The following is a 19,669-nucleotide window of genomic DNA, read 5'->3' on the forward strand; positions in this document are numbered from 1 at the left end:
TAATTGATTGGAGGGAAATATATGAGCAAGGATTTTTTAAAAGCTGCAGAATCCATGAAAAAGGAACTGATTGATATAAGGAGAGATTTTCACATGCACCCTGAGCTTGGGTATGAGGAGAAGAGAACTTCCGGTAAAGTAAAAGAGTTTCTGAAATCATTGGGTATAGAATATAAAGAAACTGCAGGTACAGGAGTATGCGGAATAATAAGGGGAAAGGGAAACAGGACCATAGGAATAAGGGCAGATATGGATGCCCTGCCATTGCAGGATAAAAAAAATTCCAGTTATTCTTCACAAGTAAAAGGAAAGATGCATGCCTGTGGTCATGATGCACATACTACCATTTTACTTGGGGTGGCTAAAATTTTAAATGGCATAAAAGATGAGCTCAGGGGAAATGTAAAATTATTTTTTGAGCCGGCGGAAGAAACTACAGGAGGGGCAAAGGTGATGATAAAAGAAGGTGTGCTTAAGAATCCTGATGTAGATAGAATTATAGGGCTTCATGTAGAGGAAAACATAGAAGTTGGGAATATAGGCTTAAAATTTGGGGTAGTTAATGCAGCTTCTAATCCATTTACAATAAAGATAAAGGGAATAGGAGCCCATGGAGCAAGACCTAATATGGGAATTGATCCTGTAGTTATAACAAGCCATGTGATACTGGCACTTCAGGAGATTATAAGCAGAGAGCTTCCTCCTACGGATCCAGCTGTGATTACAGTAGGTTCTATTCATGGTGGAACCGCCCAAAATATAATTCCAGATGAAGTTGTAATATCCGGAATTATAAGAACTATGAAAACTGAACACAGAGCATATGTAAAAAAGAGGCTTGTGGAAGTGACAAAGGGCATTGTAAGTTCCATGAGGGGACAATGTGAAATAGATATAGAGGAAAGTTATCCTTGTCTTTATAATGAAGATAATATAGCTCAGGATGTTTTAGAGGCAGCACAGCAGGTAATAGGCAATGAACATGTAAAAATACTTCAAAACCCAAGTATGGGTGTGGAGAGTTTTGCTTATTTTTCAATGGAAAAACCTTCTGCATTTTATTATTTGGGGTGTAGAAATGAGGCAAAAAATATAGTGCATCCAGCTCATGGAAATCTATTTGATATAGACGAAGGCTGTTTGCCTATTGGAGTGGCAATACAGTGCAATGCAGCTTATAATTTTTTGAAATAACTTAATTATTGAGCAATAGGAGTATTTCTGATAATCCATGTTTATAGATTTAAATGCCTCTAGGGCCATCAAGTCAAGATGTTTAAAGGCTTGATGGTTTTTTATATGACTCCGGATATAAGTACTTTATTTGTTATCTTTTTAAATTATGGTAATATATTTGTTAGAGTTATGAAAAAATAATTTTATCAAGTGATTCTTAGTTGTAGGGGAGGAAAATATAAAAATGAAAATAAAAGATCTGACAGTCAATGCTTCTTTAGATATTTTTTTACTTGTAAAAGAAATGGAAGAGGATATGACTAGAAATAATGATTCATATGTTAAGTTTTTATTAAGTGATGGTGAAAATGATATACATGGAATCATGTGGTCCACATCCGTGAAAAAACTGGGTGAAGGGGTAGAACCTGGAAAAGTAATTAAAATAAGAGCTGCAGTTAGAAGTTATAAAGATAATTTACAGTTAAACATCACCAATTGCCGTCCTGTAACAGATAAGGACAATGTGAATATAAATGCTTTTATCAAGGATGCACCCTTAAATTCAGAGGATATGTTTAATAGTTTTTTGCAGGAAGTTGAAAAATTTAGTAATAATGATTTGAAAAATATAGTTAAAAAACTTCTCATGGACAATAGAATGAAGCTTATATATTATCCTGCAGCTAAAAAAGTGCATCATGCAGTTAGAGGAGGATTGTTGTATCATATGTACAGGATGCTTAAAAATGCACAGAGTATGGCTTGTGTATACAACCAATATATAAATAAGGAATTATTGTTTTCAGGTGTTATACTACATGATATTGGGAAAGTTAAAGAACTTAATTCCAGTGAATTAGGTATAGTAGAAGATTATTCTAAAGAGGGCAAATTATTAGGTCATATTGTAGAAGGTGTAATAATGGTTCACGATGCCGCAGATAAATTGGGAACTCCTTTGGAAATAGAACTGCTTCTAAAACATATGATAGTTTCGCATCATGGTCTGGAGGAAAATGGATCACCTAAAAAGCCCATGACTCTGGAGGCTCAGATATTACACTATTTAGATGAAATAGATGCAAGTGTATATCAATTTGAGGAGGCATTGGGGAATACGTCTAAAGGGGAGTTTAGTGACAAACAATTTTTCTTGGGAAACATACAGCTATATAGAAATGAATTATAATAATTTATATGTTGATCTAATCAATAATAGTAGTATATAATTAGATGTTGTCCGTATTAAATTTGTCAATGAAAATAATATTATGAATATATATGAAGATAAATGTAGAATATTTTAGTATTAAGGGTACAAATTTAAAACTTAAATACATTAAAAGTAATGGAGAGATCATAATGAAAGTTGAAATTGGAAATAATGAAGCCGGTCAGAGATTGGATAAATTTTTAAGAAAATGGCTGGAAGATGTACCTTTAAGTGGTATATACAAAGCTATAAGAAAAGGCGATATTAAAGTAAATGGTAAAAAGGCTGTGGAAAAGTATTTTTTGCTTGAGGGCGATAAGATAGAGACTAAATATATAACTTCCTCACAAAAAAAACCAAAATTTAAGGAAGTGGAGAGTAATTTTTTAAAAATAACTTATGAAGATAAAAATATACTTTTAGTTGAAAAATGGCCTGGAGTTCTGGTACATTCAGATAAAAGTTCCAATGGTTCAACTTTAACTGATTATGTGCTCTCATATTTATATGATAAAGGAGAATACAATCCTCAAGTTGAAATAACGTTTACCCCCGCACCTTGTAACAGGCTGGACAGGAATACGTCGGGAATAGTTATATATGGTAAAAATTATGATTCGCTAAAATTGTTAAACGAAATGATAAAAAGCAGAAACATAAAAAAATATTATGAAGCTATGATAAAGGGAAAAATAAAAGAAGGGCTATATGAGGGATACATATTAAAAGATATAAAAAATAATATGTCAGTTGTATATGATATGCCCAAAAAATATACTAAAAAAATATCTATGAAGGTAAAAGTAATTCAAACCTGTGGCACATATTCTCTTGTAGAATTGGAACTCATTACAGGCAGAAGTCATCAGTTAAGAGCACATTTAGCACACTTGGGAAATCCTATAATTGGGGATGCAAAATATGGCATAGCTAAATTAAATAGTTTTTTTTACAATAAATATGGCTTGAAATATCAGTATTTATATGCCTACAAGCTGAATTTTAGAGATTGTCCTGATCATTTAAAATATATGGAAAACAAGACCATATCAGAAGGTCTGCCGCCTGTATTTAAAAAGATTAAAAATGATGTATTTGATAAATTTTAACGAAAATACTTACAAGTTATACTGGCATTTAAAAATATAAGTGCTTTGGAATAGGGAGTTTTGAGTCATGAAAGAACAGTCAACCACTAAGGGTTTTGCCATACTTTCAGCAGCGGGAATGTTGGTAAAAGTATTATCTATAATATATATCCCGCTTTTGATGATGATAATTGGAGAAGAAGGATATGGACTTTATGGGGCATCCTATAATATATATGCTTTTATTTATGTACTTACTAATTCAGGAATACCAGTGGCCATATCCAAACTTATATCTGAACTGAATGCAGTTGGAAATTACAGGGATGCAGTCAGGGGATTTAAAATAGCCAGATTTATGCTCATGGTAATAGGAATAATAATGGCAATATTGCTGATGATTTTTGCAGCTCCATTAGCCAGAGTAATGGGTTATAACAAGATCTATCTGTCTCTTTTAAGTCTGTCGCCAGCCATACTTTTTACTTCGGTAGCTTCAGCTTACAGGGGATATTTTCAAGGCAGGGGAAATATGACACCTACAGCTGTATCTCAAATTTTAGAACAAATAGTAAACACCATATTTGCTCTTGTATTTGCTTCCTATCTGATGAAATATGGAGTGGAAGTGGGATGTGTGGGAGGACCTATTGGAACTTCTCTTGGAGCATTAGCCTCTGCCAGCTTTCTTATGTTCTGCTATGAAAGAAATAAAAAGCTTAAGTTTTCCAAGAACATGGCATTGCAAAACAAAGAGAGAATTGATACTAAAAAATTGATAAAAAAGATTATAAAATATGGAGTACCCATAACCATATGTGTGGGAATGACTTATGCTGGAAGCCTAGTGGATGTCTGGAACACCAAAAGCAGACTCATGGCAGGTGGATTGAGTGATGTAAGGGCAACCATATTATATGGGTATTTGACAAAATATCAACAGCTCTTAAATGTACCTATAACCATAATATCTTCCCTTTCCATGGCCATACTTCCTGCCATATCTGCAGCGGTTGCCATTAAAAACGGGAAAAAGGTAAAAGACAGTATAAGCTATTCTTTCAGGCTCTGTTTCTTAATTGCAATTCCATGTGCACTGGGACTTTCTGTTTTAAGCAGTCCAATATTTCAACTGTTGAAGTTTGGAAATGGAGCTTATATTATGACCTGGGGTTCAATTGTCCTTGTATTCATGTCCCTTATGCAAATCCAGACCACTATTTTACAGAGTATAGGAAAGCTTTTTACCGCCACATTGTATTCTGTAATAGGTATAGTGGTAAAGATATGTATAAATTATATGTTGATTTCCATACCTAAAATCAACATATTAGGTGCCATAGTAGGCAGCGCTGTGGGATTTATGATTCCCATAATACTAAACCACAGAATCATTAAAAGTTCCCTAAATGTGAGAATTAGCATGTTAAAACATGCAGTTAAGCCCTTGGTGGCTTCAATGGCAATGGGAGTTATAGTGTGTGTGAATTATTTTGTCATGCATTTTATATTGGGATTCATTAAAATTGCATATCTTCCCAATGCAATTTCAACTTTGGCATCTGTTATAGTTGGAATTATTACATATATGTATGTGCTGGTTTTAATTGGAGGCATAAGCAGCAGGGACTTACAATCACTGCCTCATAGGGCAATCAGGCTGATTCCCGCATTTATATTGAGCAAGGTAAAATAGGACAATTTCTATGGACTGCCATAGAAGTTGTCCTTTACAAGTTCATGCATGTTTAGAACTAAAGTAGTTAAGGAGGTTACCATTAAACTTATACCGCATCCATATATATTTATTTGGGGTATTCCTGTGAGTATATATATCAATACTACATCCATAACTGAGGAAATTAGAGAATTTCTAAGTATTATTTTTTGTTTTCCTATGCCATTTAAAATGCCAAAAGTTGATATGGATACAAATATAATTGGGGCAGATAATGCAGCAAATTTTATGTAAGGGTCCAAATCATATCTCTTATAAAATAATTCTCCCAAATAATCGGACAAGCCAATGCAGACTACCATAGTTAAAATCCCTAAAAACAAGGATATTTTTATAATTTGTGATATTCTTTTTTGTATAGCCCAATAATCTTTTTTATTCATTTTTTCTGACAGATCAGGTATAAGAACTATGGACATGGAAGTTATAATTGTAACGGGTAAAAATATTATATTTACAGCCATACCATTGAATTTACCTATCATGCTCAGTGCCATATTGTATTCTATGCCTGAAGCCACAAGCCTTCTTGGAACTATCAGTGTGGAAAGGGCAGAAAGTGATGTGGATAAAAAACCGTTTAAGCAAAGGGGAAATGATATAACAAGAACGTTGAATAAAAGCTGTAATTTATCCTCTGTGTTTGAAAGATTAAATCCGAATTTACCCTTTTTAATTTTATACATTATATAAAGTATGGAAAAACTTATAAACTCCCCTAAAGTCAAAGTTATGTAAGCTGCAGTTACAGTTCCATTTACATCCTTCAGTGAAAGGGAACTTATCAGCAGGGTTATTATGACAATTCGCAGAAATTTTTCTGATATATCTATAAAAGCAGGTATTTTCATTTCAGATATTCCATAAAAATAACCTTTTAGTATGGATGATAATGCTATAAAGAAAATAGCAGGACACATAACTTGAAGTGCATGTGTGGCTCTGGTGTCATATATTATTTTAGTACTGATATAGGGAGCGTTGATAAATATCATACAAACTACAAAAGTAGCAAGTAGAGAATTAAAAGTCAGAGATATATCTATAGACCGATTTAAATTGTTAAAATCATCTTTACCGAAGTATACTGCAGCCACTTTGGATATAGCGGTTACCATGCCGCCTGAAATAAGACATATGAACAGATCATATACTGGCATTATAAGTCCATATAGTCCCATGCCTTCAGCTCCTAATTTTCTGGACAATATTATGGAAAATATAAATGCAAATATGGAAGTTATCAAGTTTGAACAAATTAAAATAAGGGTACTTTTTAAAAATCTTTCTCTTTTCATAAAAACTCCTGACCTAGAAATTATATTATTAACATTAAATCATCAATATTAATAATTATGACAGGCCTTTAAAGTATATTCTTCTTATTTTTAAGGTTTTCACTGCCCATGGATTCTGTGATATACTATATTTGACTGTTATCAGCTGTTTAATATGAAATTTTAATTAATGATTGAAGGGGTTGTATTTAATGGGTAAACTGATTTGCAATATCTGTGGTGCAATTATAGATGATAAAAATTATTCTTTTAATAAAGAGGCATTTCCAAAGGAAAATACCCTAGGTAACATAATTTTCTGTCCTTTTTGTGGGGCACCTAGAGAGTATATGACTCTAGAAAATCAAAAAATAAAAGAAGAAAAATATGACTTGAATTTTGAAAACCTTAAAATAATAGATCATGCATTTAAACTGGAAATATTCAATGGGGATTTTTATGATAGGGCTTCTGAGCTTGCTAAAAATGTCCAAATAAAAAATATGTTCAAATCCCTTTCTAAAGTAGAATATGTTCATGCAAAAATACACAGTAAAATAGGAAAATTTATTGTGAAACCTAAGCTTAAAAGCTTGAATTATTCCAGATACAAAAATGACCGGGAATTACTTGATATAGCCTGTAAAAGAGAAGAACATGCGGTAGAATACTATGAAAGATACGGAAAGAAAATAGATAATTATCAAATTAAAAAGATATTTAATGTACTGGCAAATGTGGAGAAAATACATATAGGACTTACAGAAAAGGCAAATTAAGCATATCATATATGAAAGAGTGAAAAGTATTAAAGGCAATTCCCATTTTGAAATAATTTTTCCCATAATTGAATGTTAATCTGCTTTAAATGAAGTGATTTCAATAATTTAAGTATTGGCTCAGTTTATGCTTGTATTAATATACTAAAGAGTATAGGAGGTAGTTATTATGAAAGCTGCATTTATTTTTTTGGCACCGGGAGCCAATCCTGAGATTCATAAATCTGTTATAAAAACAGATGAAATAGAACTTATAAGTGTAGGAGTCCCAAACTACAATGAGGCATGTAAGGCAGCTGTAAATTTGTTAAAAGAGGGAATTTCTGCAATAGAATTATGTGCTGGTTTTGGAGTGGAGGGTACTGCTAAAATCAAGCAGGCTGTAAAGAGTAAGGTACCTGTAGGTGCAGTGAGATTTGACATACATCCAGGACTTGGAAACAAAAGCGGAGATGAAATTTTTTAATGGATGAATATAGTATATTCTTTATTATCTAAGGAATGGATGGCAAAAGGGGGATTGATTTTATTGAATTCAAGACCAGATTGGTTGAAAATGAAAGCACCTGATGCAGTGGTATTAAATGAAATGGAGGATATGTTAAAGGATCTTTCACTTCATACGGTTTGTGAAAGCGCCAACTGCCCAAATATAGGGAAGTGCTTTAAGCATAAAACGGCTACTTTTATGGTAATGGGAAATACTTGTACAAGAAATTGCAGATTTTGTGCTGTGAACAAAGGATGTCCAAATAAGCTGGATCCAGAAGAACCGAGGAATGTGGCTATTGCAAGTAAAAAATTAGGACTTAAACATATGGTTATAACATCTGTTACAAGAGATGATCTAAAAGATGGAGGAGCTGCACATTTTGTGAAAATTATAAAAGAGATGAGAAAGGAAAATCCAAAATCAACTGTTGAGCTTTTAATACCAGATTTAAAGGGTAATTGGAATGCCTTAAAAAATATAATTGATGCAAAACCGGATATACTCAATCACAATATTGAAACAGTAGAAGCTTTATATAAAAAAGTTAGACCCATGGCGGTTTATGATAGATCTATTGAACTGTTAAGGCAGGTAAAGGTTTTTGACAAAGCTGTGTATACCAAGTGCGGTATAATGCTAGGACTTGGAGAAACCAAACAGCAGGTTATGAAAGTAATGGATGATTTACTGAAAGTCAATTGCGACATATTGACAATAGGACAATATCTCAGACCATCTAAAAAGCATCTGCCTGTTTTTGAATATATCACTCCAGAAAAATTTGCAGATTATAAAAAAATAGCATTAGAAAAGGGATTTAAGTTTGTGGCTTCAGGACCTTATGTAAGAAGCTCCTATAAAGCTTTTGAAGGCATGAAGATCTTAGAAAATTTAAACAATTGATATATTTTTAGAATCAGATGTCAATAAAATAGGTGATGTATCAATTGGTGATAAATGTTAAATTATATATTTAGGATACCCTGCTCTGTTTTTGACTCTAGTTTGCCAAGCTTCTGTCATTATATGAGAGCAGGGTTTTTTTATTATGTTCATTTAACCAATATATAAACTATAACATAATAAATTTTAAACCATAAATTATATAATATTAATTATTCAACAAGTTAATATTGTATAATATATATGAAAGTATTGTTATATTTCATATAAAATTTAGGGGGAAGGGATTATGGGTTATATAAATAGAATCAAAGAGAGGCGACATAGATTTATAGAATATAATGAAATACCTAAAGATATCAGATCGGATATTTTGAATTCATGGATACGATGTAAAAGTTATGGTGTTGGGGAAAATAGCAATAAGGCTAATATTCTTTCTAAAAGTGAGTTTGATGCCATACTTGAAGAAAAAAAAGAATTTATACGAATTTGTTTACCTGTAATGTTAAATTTATATGAAATCTTGAAAGATACAGACTACTCAATTATACTGACAGACGAGAATGCAGTTATATTAAAAATTTTAGGAAATGAAAGAATAATGGTCGCAAATAAAAATTTAGATTTTTTAGAAGGGCGTAGATGGAGAGAAGAAGATGTTGGAACCAATGCTATTGGAACTTGTATTTATTTAGATAAACCAGTTTGGACGCTGGGTGCAGAGCATTATTGCAAAGAACAACACAAATGGACATGTTCTGCTGCGCCAATACACAACAGCAGGGGGAAAATAATAGGTTGTATTGATTTGTCGGGAAGCCTTGGAACTTTTCATTCCCATACTTTGGGTATAGTGGCCGAAGCCTCTAATACTATACAGGAACAATTTGCCATAAATGAACATAGAAAATGGACAGAAGTTGCATTTAATTCAATAAAAGAGGGTATGCTGGTTTTAGATAATGAGTTTAAGGTCAAATATTTTAATGAAAAAATATGCAATATACTTGGAACTTGTAAAAATGAAATATATAAATTGGATATGAAGGTTTTGTTGAAAGATATAGTTAAAGATATGTATGAGCTAAATGATAGTGGAAAAATTGCATATAGAGAAATAAGTTTATATATAAAAAACAAGAGGATAGATTGTAATATAAGTATAACTCCTGTTTCAATGAGTGGAAATTATATCGGATTTGTAATCGTTGTACAAAAAGCAGATATCATGCATGTAGTGGTAAACAAAATAGCAGGGTTTTCTTCGAGATATGATTTTGACAATATACTTACCAATAATCTTAGAATGATGGATATAATTGAAGATGCTAAGAGAATAGCACAAAATGAATGTGCTGTTTTAATAACAGGAGAGAGTGGCACTGGAAAGGAATTATTTGCCCACTCCATTCACAATGGAAGTAAAAGATGCAGTGGACCTTTTGTAGCCATAAATTGTGCAGCACTTCCTAAAGATCTTGTAGAGAGTGAGCTATTTGGTTATGAAAAGGGAGCTTTTACAGGAGCGTCCAAAGAAGGTCATCCTGGTAAATTCGAACTTGCAAACGGAGGTACTATATTTTTAGATGAAATTGGAGAATTGCCTCTTGAAATTCAATCAAAACTTTTGAGAGTTTTGGATAATCACACCATTAGCAGAATTGGTGGAAAATACGAGAGAAATTTAGATGTAAGAATAGTTACAGCTACAAATAGAGATCTTATAAAAGAAGTCAATGCCAGAAATTTTAGAAGTGATTTATATTTTAGATTAAATGTATTTAACATAAGGCTGATTCCCTTAAGAGAGAGGAAAGAAGATATAGAGATGTTCGTAGAGTTTTTCCTAAATAGATTGAGTAAGAAAAATCAGATGAAGATTGAGCATATAGACAAAAGCTTTATAGATATTGTCATAAATTACAACTGGCCTGGAAATGTTAGAGAATTGGAGAATGTAGTTCAAAGGGCATATTATTTATCCAAGGATGAGGTTATAACAGATTCTCTGATACCTGAATATATAAGAGAGAGTGTTGAAGATATTGAGGATTGTACAATATCTTTAGAAAATGATTCAAAAAACAAGATAAAGACTGTAGATCAGGTTGAGAGAGAACTTATAATTAAAGCCTTGGAACAATGTAATGGAAATGTAGTAAATGCAAGCAAATTAATTAAAATGGGAAAATCAACTCTGTACAGGAAAATTAAAAAATATAATTTGGAATAGAATTGAATAATATTCTTTCATGTCATATCTCTATTTAAGTTGTCTATGTACACAGTAACTTAAATAGAGAATTTTATTTTATGAATTATATAAATATATTAAAAATTCAGATTTATCTAATAATGGGAAAGAAATATTTCCCATTCTGAAAAAACTTCTTTAAAATTATCTTTTTACCCAAGGATTTTGCATGATAAATAGAGTATATGAATCCTTTTGCACTTGGCATGAATTTTGCTTAATAAATTTGTAAATAGAAATTAAATTATTTTATATTTAATAAGAGAGGTGGATATTGATGTAATCGTTTATGAGCACAAGTAACCATATCTTTATTTAATACTATTGGGAGGGATTATTTTGGAGAAATTAAAAGAAAAAATAGAAAATACTACTTTTATAGATATCTATGACAAAATGTTAAAAATAAGGGCATTCGAGAATATGGCAAAGGATAATTTTGCAGAAGGAAAAATTCCAGGTTTTGTACATCTTTATATAGGCGAAGAAGCTATATCTTCTGCAGTTTGTGAAAATTTAACGGATGCCGATTATATAACCAGTACTCACAGAGGCCATGGACATATAATAGCCAAAGGTGGAGAACTTAAATATATGACTGCCGAGCTTTTTGGAAAGGCTACAGGATACTGCAAAGGGAAAGGCGGATCCATGCATATTGCAGATGCAACCAAAGGCATACTTGGTGCAAATGGTATAGTAGGCGCAGGACATGATATAGCAGTAGGTGCAGGTATGAGTGCACAGTACAGGGGAACAGATCAGGTCTGTGTATGTTTCTTCGGAGATGATTCTACCAATCAGAGCACATTCCACGAATCACTGAATATGGCAAGCGTTTGGAAACTGCCGATTGTCTATGTTTGCGAAAATAACGGATATGGAATATCAACTTCCCAGAGAAGGCACCAGAACATCAAAGATATATCTGTAAGGGGAAAGGCATACAATATGCCGGGAGTTACAGTAGATGGAAACGATGCAGTAGCAGTTTACAATGCTTCCAAAGAGGCTGTACAAAGAGCCAGAAACGGAGAAGGACCAACTCTAATAGAATGTAAGACCTATAGACAGAGAGGACATTTCGAGGGGGATTCTGCTCCATATAAACCAAAAGAAGAACAGGAAGCCTGGCTTAAAAAAGATCCTATTCCGCGTTTTGAAAAATATCTCATGGAAAACAAGATTTTAACTGAAGATAAAATAAATGAAATGAAAAAATCTGTTGATGAACAGATTAAAAATGCAGTGGATTTTGCCATGAACAGTCCGGAACCGGAATTGGATTCGGTATTTGAAGATGTTTATAGCGATATAAAAGAGGGGGTTGAATAGATATGTCAAAGATAACTTTTTCTGAAGCAATAAAGGATGCCATGTGTACTAAAATGCGACAGGACAAAGATGTATTGTTGTTTGGTGAAGATGTAGGACCCTTTGGAGGGTGTTTCGGAGTAAGCCAGGGAATGTATGATGAATTTGGTGAAATGAGGGTGAGAGATACTCCTATTTCAGAAGGTGCCATTTTAGGATGTGCTATTGGATCCGCTGCTACAGGATTGAGGCCTATTGCAGAGCTTATGTTTATGGACTTCATGACAGTGGGAATGGATATGCTGGTTAATCAGGCCGCAAAATTGAGATATATGTTTGGAGGTAAAATAAATTTACCTATGGTAGTCAGAGTTCCATGTGGAGCTGGATTTCAGGGAGCAGCTCAGCATTCACAGTGTTTAGAGGCCTGGGTTACACATGTTCCAGGACTTAAGGTGGTTTATCCTACTACAGCAGCAGATGCCTATGGATTAATGCTTACATCAATAGAGGATGATAATCCTGTGGTATTCATCGAGCATAAAGGTCTTTATCCTAAGAAGGGTGATGTAGATGAAAATTCAGCACCAATACCATTTGGAGTTGCAGATGTAAAAAAAGAAGGAAAGGATGTTACCATAGTGGCAACAGGCAGAATGGTTGATGAAGCCCTTTCAGCTGCTAAAAAACTTTCAGGAGAAGGTATTGATGCAGAAGTAATAGATCCAAGAACCCTTTTCCCTTTCGACAAAAATACAATATTCAATTCAATAAGAAAAACCAACAGGGCAGTAGTTGTAACGGAAGAAGCTAAAAGAGGAGGTTTTGGTGGAGAGATTTCCGCCGTAATAAGTGAAGAACTGTTTGATTATCTCGATGCTCCTGTAGTCAGAATTGGAAACTACAATGTGCCGATACCGTTTTCACCAAAGCTTGAAAGTTATATACTGCCTGATTCAGATAAGATAGTAGCCGCTGTCAAAAAAACATTTTAATATGTAAACGTGTAATTCAGGGAATATTTCTCTGAATTACACCATCTCAATTATATTCAATCTAGATTTTAGGGGGGTTTTTAATGAGTTGTATTGAAGTGATGCCGAAACTTGGACTGACCATGACAGAGGGGACCCTGGTGAATTGGCATAAAAGTGAAGGAGAAAAAATTGAAAAGGGAGAAATTCTCTTTGAGGTTGAAACAGATAAACTTACAAATGAAATAGAGGCAAAAGAAGGAGGAGTGCTTAGAAAAGTACTTGTTGAAGAAGGTGAAACCGTTAAATGCCTGGTACCGGTAGCTGTAATAGCAGATGAGAATGAAGATATTTCAGAACTGTTAAAACAAGCAGGTTCCCAAAACGGTGAAAGTGAAAAGGAAGAGGAGGAAAAGCAGCCTAAAGTACAGACCCCAGCTAAAACTGCTGAACCAGTGAAAGTTGGAGGTAGAATAAAAATATCACCTGTGGCCAGAAAACTTGCCCGACAGAGCGGTGCAAATTATGAACTCATAACAGGAACGGGCCCCATGGGCAGGATAGTTAAGAAAGATGTGGAAGGATATATTGAAAACAATAGAATTAAAGTATCTCCTGCTGCTGCCAAGCTTGCCAAAGAACTGAATGTGGATCTTGTCGGTATAAAAAAAGATGGCAGGATAATGAAAAAAGATGTGCTGGAAGCTTCAGAGGTGGCTAAAATGACAGCAGCAGTATCTGAAGAAAAAGCTGAAGAGAAAGTATTGCCGCAGCAGACAGTAAAAGAAGTGAATCGCGGTGAAAAAGAAGTGAAGATGTCGGGCATGAGAAAAGTTATTGCAAAGAGAATGAGTCAAAGTGTCAGTGTGTCACCTACAGTTACTTATAACATGAGTATGGACACTTCGGAATTAAAGAGACTGAAAAACAGTTTTAAGGATATTTTCAAAGTAACCTATACGGATTTGCTTATAAAGATAGTTTCACAGGTGCTTAAGGAATTTCCACTTGCCAACTGCTCTGTAGAAGGTGATACGTTTATTTTAAAGAATTATGTGAACATGGGAGTGGCAGTTGCCCTGGAGGATGGACTTCTAGTTCCTGTAATAAAGGACTGTGATATAAAGGGACTTAAGCAGATTACCACTGAATTTAAAGAGCTTGCAAAAAAAGCAAGGGAAAATCAGCTGGGACCTGATGATTTGACGGGAGGTACATTTACTATAACAAATCTTGGCATGTTCGGCATAGATACTTTTTCTCCTATTATAAATCAGCCGGAAGTAGCTATTCTTGGAGTGAATAAAATTGTTGAAACACCAGTAGTGGAAAATGGCGAAATAGTGATAAAACCACTTATGAGTTTATCACTTACAGCAGATCACAGAGCCATAGACGGAGCTTATGCAGCTAGATTTTTACAGAGAGTTAAACAGTATGTGGAAAAACCGGGACTGCTTATACTCTGAAATAAGTAGATGTTAATTTTAAAAATGTATAGAATCTTGACTTGGGAGGGTCTCAAATGAGTTGTTTGGAGATAATGCCGAAACTTGGTCTTACAATGACTGAAGGTATGCTGGCAAAGTGGCATAAAAGAGAAGGAGATAAAATTGAAAAGGGAGAAATTCTCTTTGAGGTTGAGACAGATAAGCTTACAAATGAAGTAGAGGCAAAAGACAATGGAATTGTAAGAAGAATACTTGTAGAAGAGGGGGAAACGGTAAAATGCCTGGCACCTGTTGCTATAATAGCAGCAGAAAATGAAGATATCTCAAATCTGTTAAAAGAGGCTGGAGCAGATGAAGAGGGAACATCGGCTGAAAAATCAGAAGAGCCAGAAGTTCAGAACGCAGCAGAAAAGGCAGGGATAAAAGATGTGGTGGTTATTGGTGGCGGGCCCGGTGGTTATATAGCTGCCATCCGTGCTGCACAGCTGGGCAATAAGGTAACCCTTGTTGAAAATGCAGAGCTTGGTGGAACTTGCCTGAATGTAGGATGTATACCTACAAAGACTCTGCTGCACTCGGCAGATGTGTATTGTGAAATTAAAGACAGCAGGAATCTGGGAATTGATGTAGGTGAAGTCAGTATAAATTGGAATAATATTCAAAAGAGAAAGAAAAGGATAACTAAACGACTTGTTGCAGGTGTTAAGGGGTTGTTGGCATATAATAAAGTAAATATAATAAAGGGATTTGCCAAGATGGAAACCGAAAAATCCATCTTAGTTACAAAAGAAGATGGCGGAACTGAAAAAGTTGCTTTTGACAATGCCATAATTTCCACGGGCTCTCTGCCATTTGTACCGTTTATACCTGGAATAGGACTGGAAGGTGTAATTGACAGCACCGGTGCACTGAATTTAAAATCCCTTCCGGAGACAATTGTAATTATAGGTGCTGGGGTAATAGGCGTAGAATTTGCAAGTCTATTTAGTCAGCTTGGAAAGAAAGTGACGATTCTGGAAAGACTTCCGTTTATTTTAGCGCCTATAGATAGAGAAATTTCAAATTTAATTGGCGATAAATTGTCAAAACAAGGTGCTGTAGTAAATACCGGATGCAAAGTTACTAAAATAGAAAAGGCGGGGAATGGGCTTAAGGTCGACTTCGACAAAGGAAATGAGAGTTTTAGTGTGGAAGCTGAAAAAGTACTGGTGACCATAGGAAGGAAGGCTAATACAGAAGGACTTGGCCTGGATAAAATTGGAGTAAGAATGGAAAAAGATAATGTATGTGTAGATGATCATATGAAAACAAATATAAGCAATATATATGCAGCAGGAGATTGTACGGGAAAAAATATGCTTGCCCACGTTGCATCCGAACAGGGTGTTGTTGCAGCAGAAAATATATCGGGAAAAGATGTTAAAATGGATTATAAGACTGTACCGTTCTGCGTATATACAAAGCCTGAAATAGCTTCCGTAGGACTTACGGAAGAACAGGCAGTGGAAAATGGAATTGAATATGAAACAGGGATTTTCCTAATGGGAGCCAATGGAAAGGCAATGATATCCAAGGAAGCAGATGGAATAATCAAGATTATTTCGGATAAAAAAACGGAGGAAATCCTTGGGGTGCACATCATGGCACCTGGAGCCACGGATCTTATAACAGAAGGTGCACTGGCTTTAAGACTTGAAGCTACTGTGGATGAAATAATCACTACTGTACACGCCCACCCTACCATAGGAGAAGCTTTTAAGGAAGCTGCACTGGCTGCTCAAAACAGATCGCTTAATTCTGTAAATTAAAAATCAAGTGATTTTAATAATTCTAAGCTTTAATAAAATTATTAAAGCTTAGAATTATTTATGTATAATACATATGAAGGGGTGACATTATATGCATAATATAATATACGATTGTGACAATACCATGGGCATATATGGCAAGGATGTGGACGATGGGTTGACTATGCTGTATTTACTGGGGAGAGAAGACGTAAATCTTTTAGGAATATGTACTACCAGTGGGAATGCTGAGGTGGAAGAAGTATATGAAAATACAAATAAAATGCTAGCAAGACTTAATATATCTAAGGTTCCAATATTAAAGGGGGAAGATCCCCATGTATCCAGAAAAAGCCAGTCATCAAGTTTTATGATGGAAATGGCTAGAAAAAGTCCTGGAGATATAACCATACTTGCCACAGGATCTATGACAAATTTATATGGAGCATACATGGAAGATAAAAATTTTTTTAAAAATGTAAAAGAAATAGTTATAATGGGAGGTATTTTAAGGCCTATTATAATAAATGGCAGGGAAATAAGTGAATTGAATTTATCTAAAGATGCAGAAGCTTCTTTTATCCTGTTGAGTTCCGAAGTAAATATGACTATATTAAATGCACATGTTACAGCTAAAGCTATATTTGGGCAAAGAGAAATGGATATTCTAAAAAAGCAGAATTCTAATGAAATATTTGATTTTATATATGCTAATATAAAGGATTGGTTTGATTTAAATTATAGTAGATTTAAAATTAAAGGCTTTTGTAATTGGGATGCGGCGGCAGCACTTTATATAACAAATCCTGAATTATTTTTAAATAGAAAAATGTTCTTAAAGCCTACTTTGGAAGATTTAAAACGGGGATATATGAGAGAAACGTATAAAACCAATTTAGGGAATGAGGTAAATATGCCCTATGATATAATCGATATTGAAAAATTTAATAGTGTACTTTTAAATGGTTTAAAAAAATGCTGCATTAATAATTAATGATATATTTAAAAATCATATACTCCAGATAATTTTATTATATAAAATTATGATAATCTCTGCCCATAAATATTCATATGCAGAGATTTTTTATAATATATATATTTTAAGATCTATATTTAAGGAGAGTATTATATATGAAAAAATTATTAAAAATTTTATCAATGCTTGTAATTATATCTGCAGCAGCTTTTATGATTCAGCTTTATTTTAATAAAACACATCCTAAAATTCAGATTGAGCTAAAAGATAATGCTTTGAGCTGTGGTTTAAAATATAGTGGGTTAAAGGATTCAGTGGATTTTACAAAAGATGAAAAAGATAATTATTACATAGCCTATAAGAATAGAATACAGATTATAGAAAGTAACGGCAAAAGTTATGATATACTCAAAGATTCCAATTTAGACATTTACAGCATAGACTATTTCAAAAATAATTTATATTATTCTTCAGGGGATAAAATATACTGTTATAATATAAATCAAGGCAGGAATATAGTTCTTATAAAGGACATACCAAATTATGGGGATTATAAAGACAGTCTGTTAAGAGTAAATGAAGACTATATATACATTTCCATAGGGGCTGCAACTAATTCAGCTGTAGTAGGAGAGGATAATAAATGGATTAAGAATAATTTTTATGCTCATGATATAACACCAGAAGATATAACGCTGAGAGGAATTAATTTTGGAAAGTATAAGAGGGGCGCATTTCAAAGCTATAACACCAAGAGCTTGAAGGGACAGATAGTACCCCAGCACTTTCCGGGAAATGCATCTATAATAATATATAATTTAAAAAATGGCAGCAGTGAAACTTTTGCCTGGGGAATAAGAAATATAGAAGGAATGGATTTTACCAGCAAGAGTGGGCTTATATGTGATGTAGGAGGTATGGAAAATAGAGGAAGCAGGCCTGTTATAGGAGATACGGACTATATATATGAAATAAAAAAGGGAATGTGGTATGGATGGCCAGATTACAGCGGCGGTGACCCGGTTACTTCTCCAAAGTTTAAAAGTGTCAAAGGTTCTCCACTGCAATTTATACTTGACAATCATCCAAGCACAAATCCTCCCGCTCCACTGTACCAGCATAAAACTGTAGGTACTATGGGAGCTCTGGCTGTAGATGTAAATGGAGATTTAAAATCAAGAGACTGCATATTTTTTTATGATAAGTCAGATAATATGATCTATAGTTTTCGTGGAGCAGGCTCGCCTTTGGCAGAGATTAAATTTAAGGGTAATTCTAAAATTTCCAGTATGAAGGTGTATAATAAATCATTATTGACACTTGACGGAAGGGATGGTTATTTATATAGTATAAAAAGAGGTAAAATTAATGTAAATCCGTCAATGGACAAAAACATTTATCTATATTCGCTTTTAGCGGCAATACTGGGAATCATATTAATTTTAAAAAGCCAAAATTCTTAATGTTGTATTATTATATTTGAAGAGGAGATTATTTTTGGATGAAACGTGGAATTGAAAAAACTTATGGCAATGCTGTAAGGGGCATATTCTTTGCAGTAAATCCACTTAAGAAAAAGATTATGAAGACCAATTGTACTGTGCATAAATTTATAATTATACAGGCTATAGAAATATTAAAAATTAATGGATATATGAAAGAATATAATTTTTTTAAAGAATATGTGAGAACTTTAAATAGAGGAGTTACCTGGGCAGATCAAGATTTTAAGAGTTCAAACCATTTTTATCATATAACCAAGGGCAAGGGATTATATGGGTTCTCAGATGCACTGACGGAGTGTAAAAAATATTATAGCCAGTCATTACAGCTTTTAAAAAATGAAGAAATTCAAAGGGCGTTATTTTATTTTGGGGCATCCTGTCATCTTGTTCAAGATGTTACAGTTCCACATCATGTAAATAATAAGCTTTTAAACAGTCATAGAAAATTTGAACTCTGGATAATAGGAAGGCTTATGACAGATTATTCTTTTACAACGGAAGATGGGCCTATAGTATATGATGAAGTAGATGATTTTATAAAAAATAACGCCATAATGGCAAATAGCACTTATATAAAGAATAGAAATATAGAATCCAGGGAAGAAAGATATTGGAAAATAGCCATGACTATTATAAAAGAAGCTGAGAGAACTACGGCAGGATTCATGATCAAATATTTCAAGGAAATAAAAAACTTTAAAATTCTTCCATAGATTGGAGGATTTTTTTTTCTTT

General features: G+C 33.6%; 16 protein-coding genes. 15 read left to right on the forward strand and 1 reads right to left on the reverse strand.

The window, feature by feature from the left end:
* Positions 1-21 precede the first annotated feature (21 nt).
* The 4 genes from AB8U03_RS06710 (at position 22) to AB8U03_RS06725 (ending at position 5,176) form a co-directional block, all read left to right on the forward strand.
* Positions 22-1,194, forward strand: coding sequence for a M20 metallopeptidase family protein (locus AB8U03_RS06710; protein ID WP_369703778.1), 1,173 nt, complete (start codon positions 22-24; stop codon positions 1,192-1,194).
* 226 nt (positions 1,195-1,420) lie between these two features.
* Positions 1,421-2,368, forward strand: coding sequence for a 3'-5' exoribonuclease YhaM family protein (locus tag AB8U03_RS06715; RefSeq protein WP_369703779.1), 948 nt, complete (start codon positions 1,421-1,423; stop codon positions 2,366-2,368).
* 173 nt (positions 2,369-2,541) lie between these two features.
* Positions 2,542-3,501 (forward strand): RluA family pseudouridine synthase, encoded by a 960-nt coding sequence (locus AB8U03_RS06720; RefSeq protein WP_369703780.1) that lies wholly within the window; start codon positions 2,542-2,544, stop codon positions 3,499-3,501.
* Positions 3,502-3,568: 67 nt separating this feature from the next.
* Positions 3,569-5,176, forward strand: a complete 1,608-nt coding sequence (locus AB8U03_RS06725; RefSeq protein ID WP_369703781.1) for a putative polysaccharide biosynthesis protein — start codon at positions 3,569-3,571, stop codon at positions 5,174-5,176.
* Between the two features lie 8 nt (positions 5,177-5,184).
* Here the strand turns inward: AB8U03_RS06725 and spoVB are convergent, their stop codons facing one another.
* The gene (gene spoVB, locus AB8U03_RS06730) at positions 5,185-6,516 is read right to left on the reverse strand and encodes a stage V sporulation protein B (RefSeq protein WP_369703782.1); all 1,332 of its coding nucleotides are present in this window, start codon (positions 6,514-6,516) and stop codon (positions 5,185-5,187) included.
* A 191-nt stretch (positions 6,517-6,707) separates the two neighbouring features.
* Between spoVB and AB8U03_RS06735 the strand changes: the two genes are divergently transcribed.
* The 11 genes from AB8U03_RS06735 (at position 6,708) to AB8U03_RS06785 (ending at position 19,647) form a co-directional block, all read left to right on the forward strand.
* Positions 6,708-7,274 carry a ferritin family protein gene (locus AB8U03_RS06735; protein WP_369703783.1) on the forward strand — a complete coding sequence of 189 codons (567 nt, stop codon included), beginning with the start codon at positions 6,708-6,710 and terminating at the stop codon, positions 7,272-7,274.
* A gap of 169 nt (positions 7,275-7,443) precedes the next feature.
* Complete coding sequence (locus AB8U03_RS06740; RefSeq protein WP_369703784.1) at positions 7,444-7,740, forward strand: DUF6506 family protein; 297 nt, start codon at positions 7,444-7,446, stop codon at positions 7,738-7,740.
* 63 nt (positions 7,741-7,803) lie between these two features.
* The gene (gene lipA / locus AB8U03_RS06745) at positions 7,804-8,670 is read left to right on the forward strand and encodes a lipoyl synthase (RefSeq protein ID WP_369703932.1); all 867 of its coding nucleotides are present in this window, start codon (positions 7,804-7,806) and stop codon (positions 8,668-8,670) included.
* A 289-nt stretch (positions 8,671-8,959) separates the two neighbouring features.
* Positions 8,960-10,906: a sigma-54-dependent Fis family transcriptional regulator gene (locus AB8U03_RS06750; RefSeq protein ID WP_369703785.1), complete on the forward strand. Its 1,947-nt coding sequence runs from the start codon at positions 8,960-8,962 to the stop codon at positions 10,904-10,906.
* A gap of 417 nt (positions 10,907-11,323) precedes the next feature.
* Complete coding sequence (locus AB8U03_RS06755; protein WP_369703933.1) at positions 11,324-12,262, forward strand: thiamine pyrophosphate-dependent dehydrogenase E1 component subunit alpha; 939 nt, start codon at positions 11,324-11,326, stop codon at positions 12,260-12,262.
* Positions 12,263-12,264: 2 nt separating this feature from the next.
* Complete coding sequence (locus tag AB8U03_RS06760) at positions 12,265-13,236, forward strand: alpha-ketoacid dehydrogenase subunit beta (RefSeq protein ID WP_369703786.1); 972 nt, start codon at positions 12,265-12,267, stop codon at positions 13,234-13,236.
* An 83-nt stretch (positions 13,237-13,319) separates the two neighbouring features.
* The gene (locus AB8U03_RS06765) at positions 13,320-14,684 is read left to right on the forward strand and encodes a 2-oxo acid dehydrogenase subunit E2 (RefSeq protein ID WP_369703787.1); all 1,365 of its coding nucleotides are present in this window, start codon (positions 13,320-13,322) and stop codon (positions 14,682-14,684) included.
* Positions 14,685-14,740: 56 nt separating this feature from the next.
* Positions 14,741-16,474, forward strand: coding sequence for a dihydrolipoyl dehydrogenase (lpdA, locus tag AB8U03_RS06770; RefSeq protein WP_369703788.1), 1,734 nt, complete (start codon positions 14,741-14,743; stop codon positions 16,472-16,474).
* A gap of 91 nt (positions 16,475-16,565) precedes the next feature.
* The gene (locus AB8U03_RS06775) at positions 16,566-17,447 is read left to right on the forward strand and encodes a nucleoside hydrolase (RefSeq protein WP_369703789.1); all 882 of its coding nucleotides are present in this window, start codon (positions 16,566-16,568) and stop codon (positions 17,445-17,447) included.
* A gap of 137 nt (positions 17,448-17,584) precedes the next feature.
* Complete coding sequence (locus tag AB8U03_RS06780) at positions 17,585-18,892, forward strand: hypothetical protein (protein WP_369703790.1); 1,308 nt, start codon at positions 17,585-17,587, stop codon at positions 18,890-18,892.
* Between the two features lie 38 nt (positions 18,893-18,930).
* The gene (locus tag AB8U03_RS06785; RefSeq protein WP_369703791.1) at positions 18,931-19,647 is read left to right on the forward strand and encodes a zinc dependent phospholipase C family protein; all 717 of its coding nucleotides are present in this window, start codon (positions 18,931-18,933) and stop codon (positions 19,645-19,647) included.
* Positions 19,648-19,669: the final 22 nt, after the last annotated feature.

The organism is Clostridium moutaii, assembly GCF_041205085.1.
Taxonomy (GTDB): Bacteria; Bacillota; Clostridia; order Clostridiales; family Clostridiaceae; genus Clostridium_B; species Clostridium_B moutaii.

What these genes read in the sequence shown, in the direction of transcription:
- AB8U03_RS06710 (WP_369703778.1), top strand. Translation starts at nt 22, where the DNA reads ATGAGCAAGGATTTTTTAAAAGCTGCAGAATCCATGAAAAAGGAACTG.
- AB8U03_RS06715 (WP_369703779.1), top strand. Translation starts at nt 1,421, where the DNA reads ATGAAAATAAAAGATCTGACAGTCAATGCTTCTTTAGATATTTTTTTA.
- AB8U03_RS06720 (WP_369703780.1), top strand. Translation starts at nt 2,542, where the DNA reads ATGAAAGTTGAAATTGGAAATAATGAAGCCGGTCAGAGATTGGATAAA.
- AB8U03_RS06725 (WP_369703781.1), top strand. Translation starts at nt 3,569, where the DNA reads ATGAAAGAACAGTCAACCACTAAGGGTTTTGCCATACTTTCAGCAGCG.
- spoVB (WP_369703782.1), bottom strand. Translation starts at nt 6,516, where the DNA reads ATGAAAAGAGAAAGATTTTTAAAAAGTACCCTTATTTTAATTTGTTCA.
- AB8U03_RS06735 (WP_369703783.1), top strand. Translation starts at nt 6,708, where the DNA reads ATGGGTAAACTGATTTGCAATATCTGTGGTGCAATTATAGATGATAAA.
- AB8U03_RS06740 (WP_369703784.1), top strand. Translation starts at nt 7,444, where the DNA reads ATGAAAGCTGCATTTATTTTTTTGGCACCGGGAGCCAATCCTGAGATT.
- AB8U03_RS06750 (WP_369703785.1), top strand. Translation starts at nt 8,960, where the DNA reads ATGGGTTATATAAATAGAATCAAAGAGAGGCGACATAGATTTATAGAA.
- AB8U03_RS06755 (WP_369703933.1), top strand. Translation starts at nt 11,324, where the DNA reads ATGTTAAAAATAAGGGCATTCGAGAATATGGCAAAGGATAATTTTGCA.
- AB8U03_RS06760 (WP_369703786.1), top strand. Translation starts at nt 12,265, where the DNA reads ATGTCAAAGATAACTTTTTCTGAAGCAATAAAGGATGCCATGTGTACT.
- AB8U03_RS06765 (WP_369703787.1), top strand. Translation starts at nt 13,320, where the DNA reads ATGAGTTGTATTGAAGTGATGCCGAAACTTGGACTGACCATGACAGAG.
- lpdA (WP_369703788.1), top strand. Translation starts at nt 14,741, where the DNA reads ATGAGTTGTTTGGAGATAATGCCGAAACTTGGTCTTACAATGACTGAA.
- AB8U03_RS06775 (WP_369703789.1), top strand. Translation starts at nt 16,566, where the DNA reads ATGCATAATATAATATACGATTGTGACAATACCATGGGCATATATGGC.
- AB8U03_RS06780 (WP_369703790.1), top strand. Translation starts at nt 17,585, where the DNA reads ATGAAAAAATTATTAAAAATTTTATCAATGCTTGTAATTATATCTGCA.
- AB8U03_RS06785 (WP_369703791.1), top strand. Translation starts at nt 18,931, where the DNA reads ATGAAACGTGGAATTGAAAAAACTTATGGCAATGCTGTAAGGGGCATA.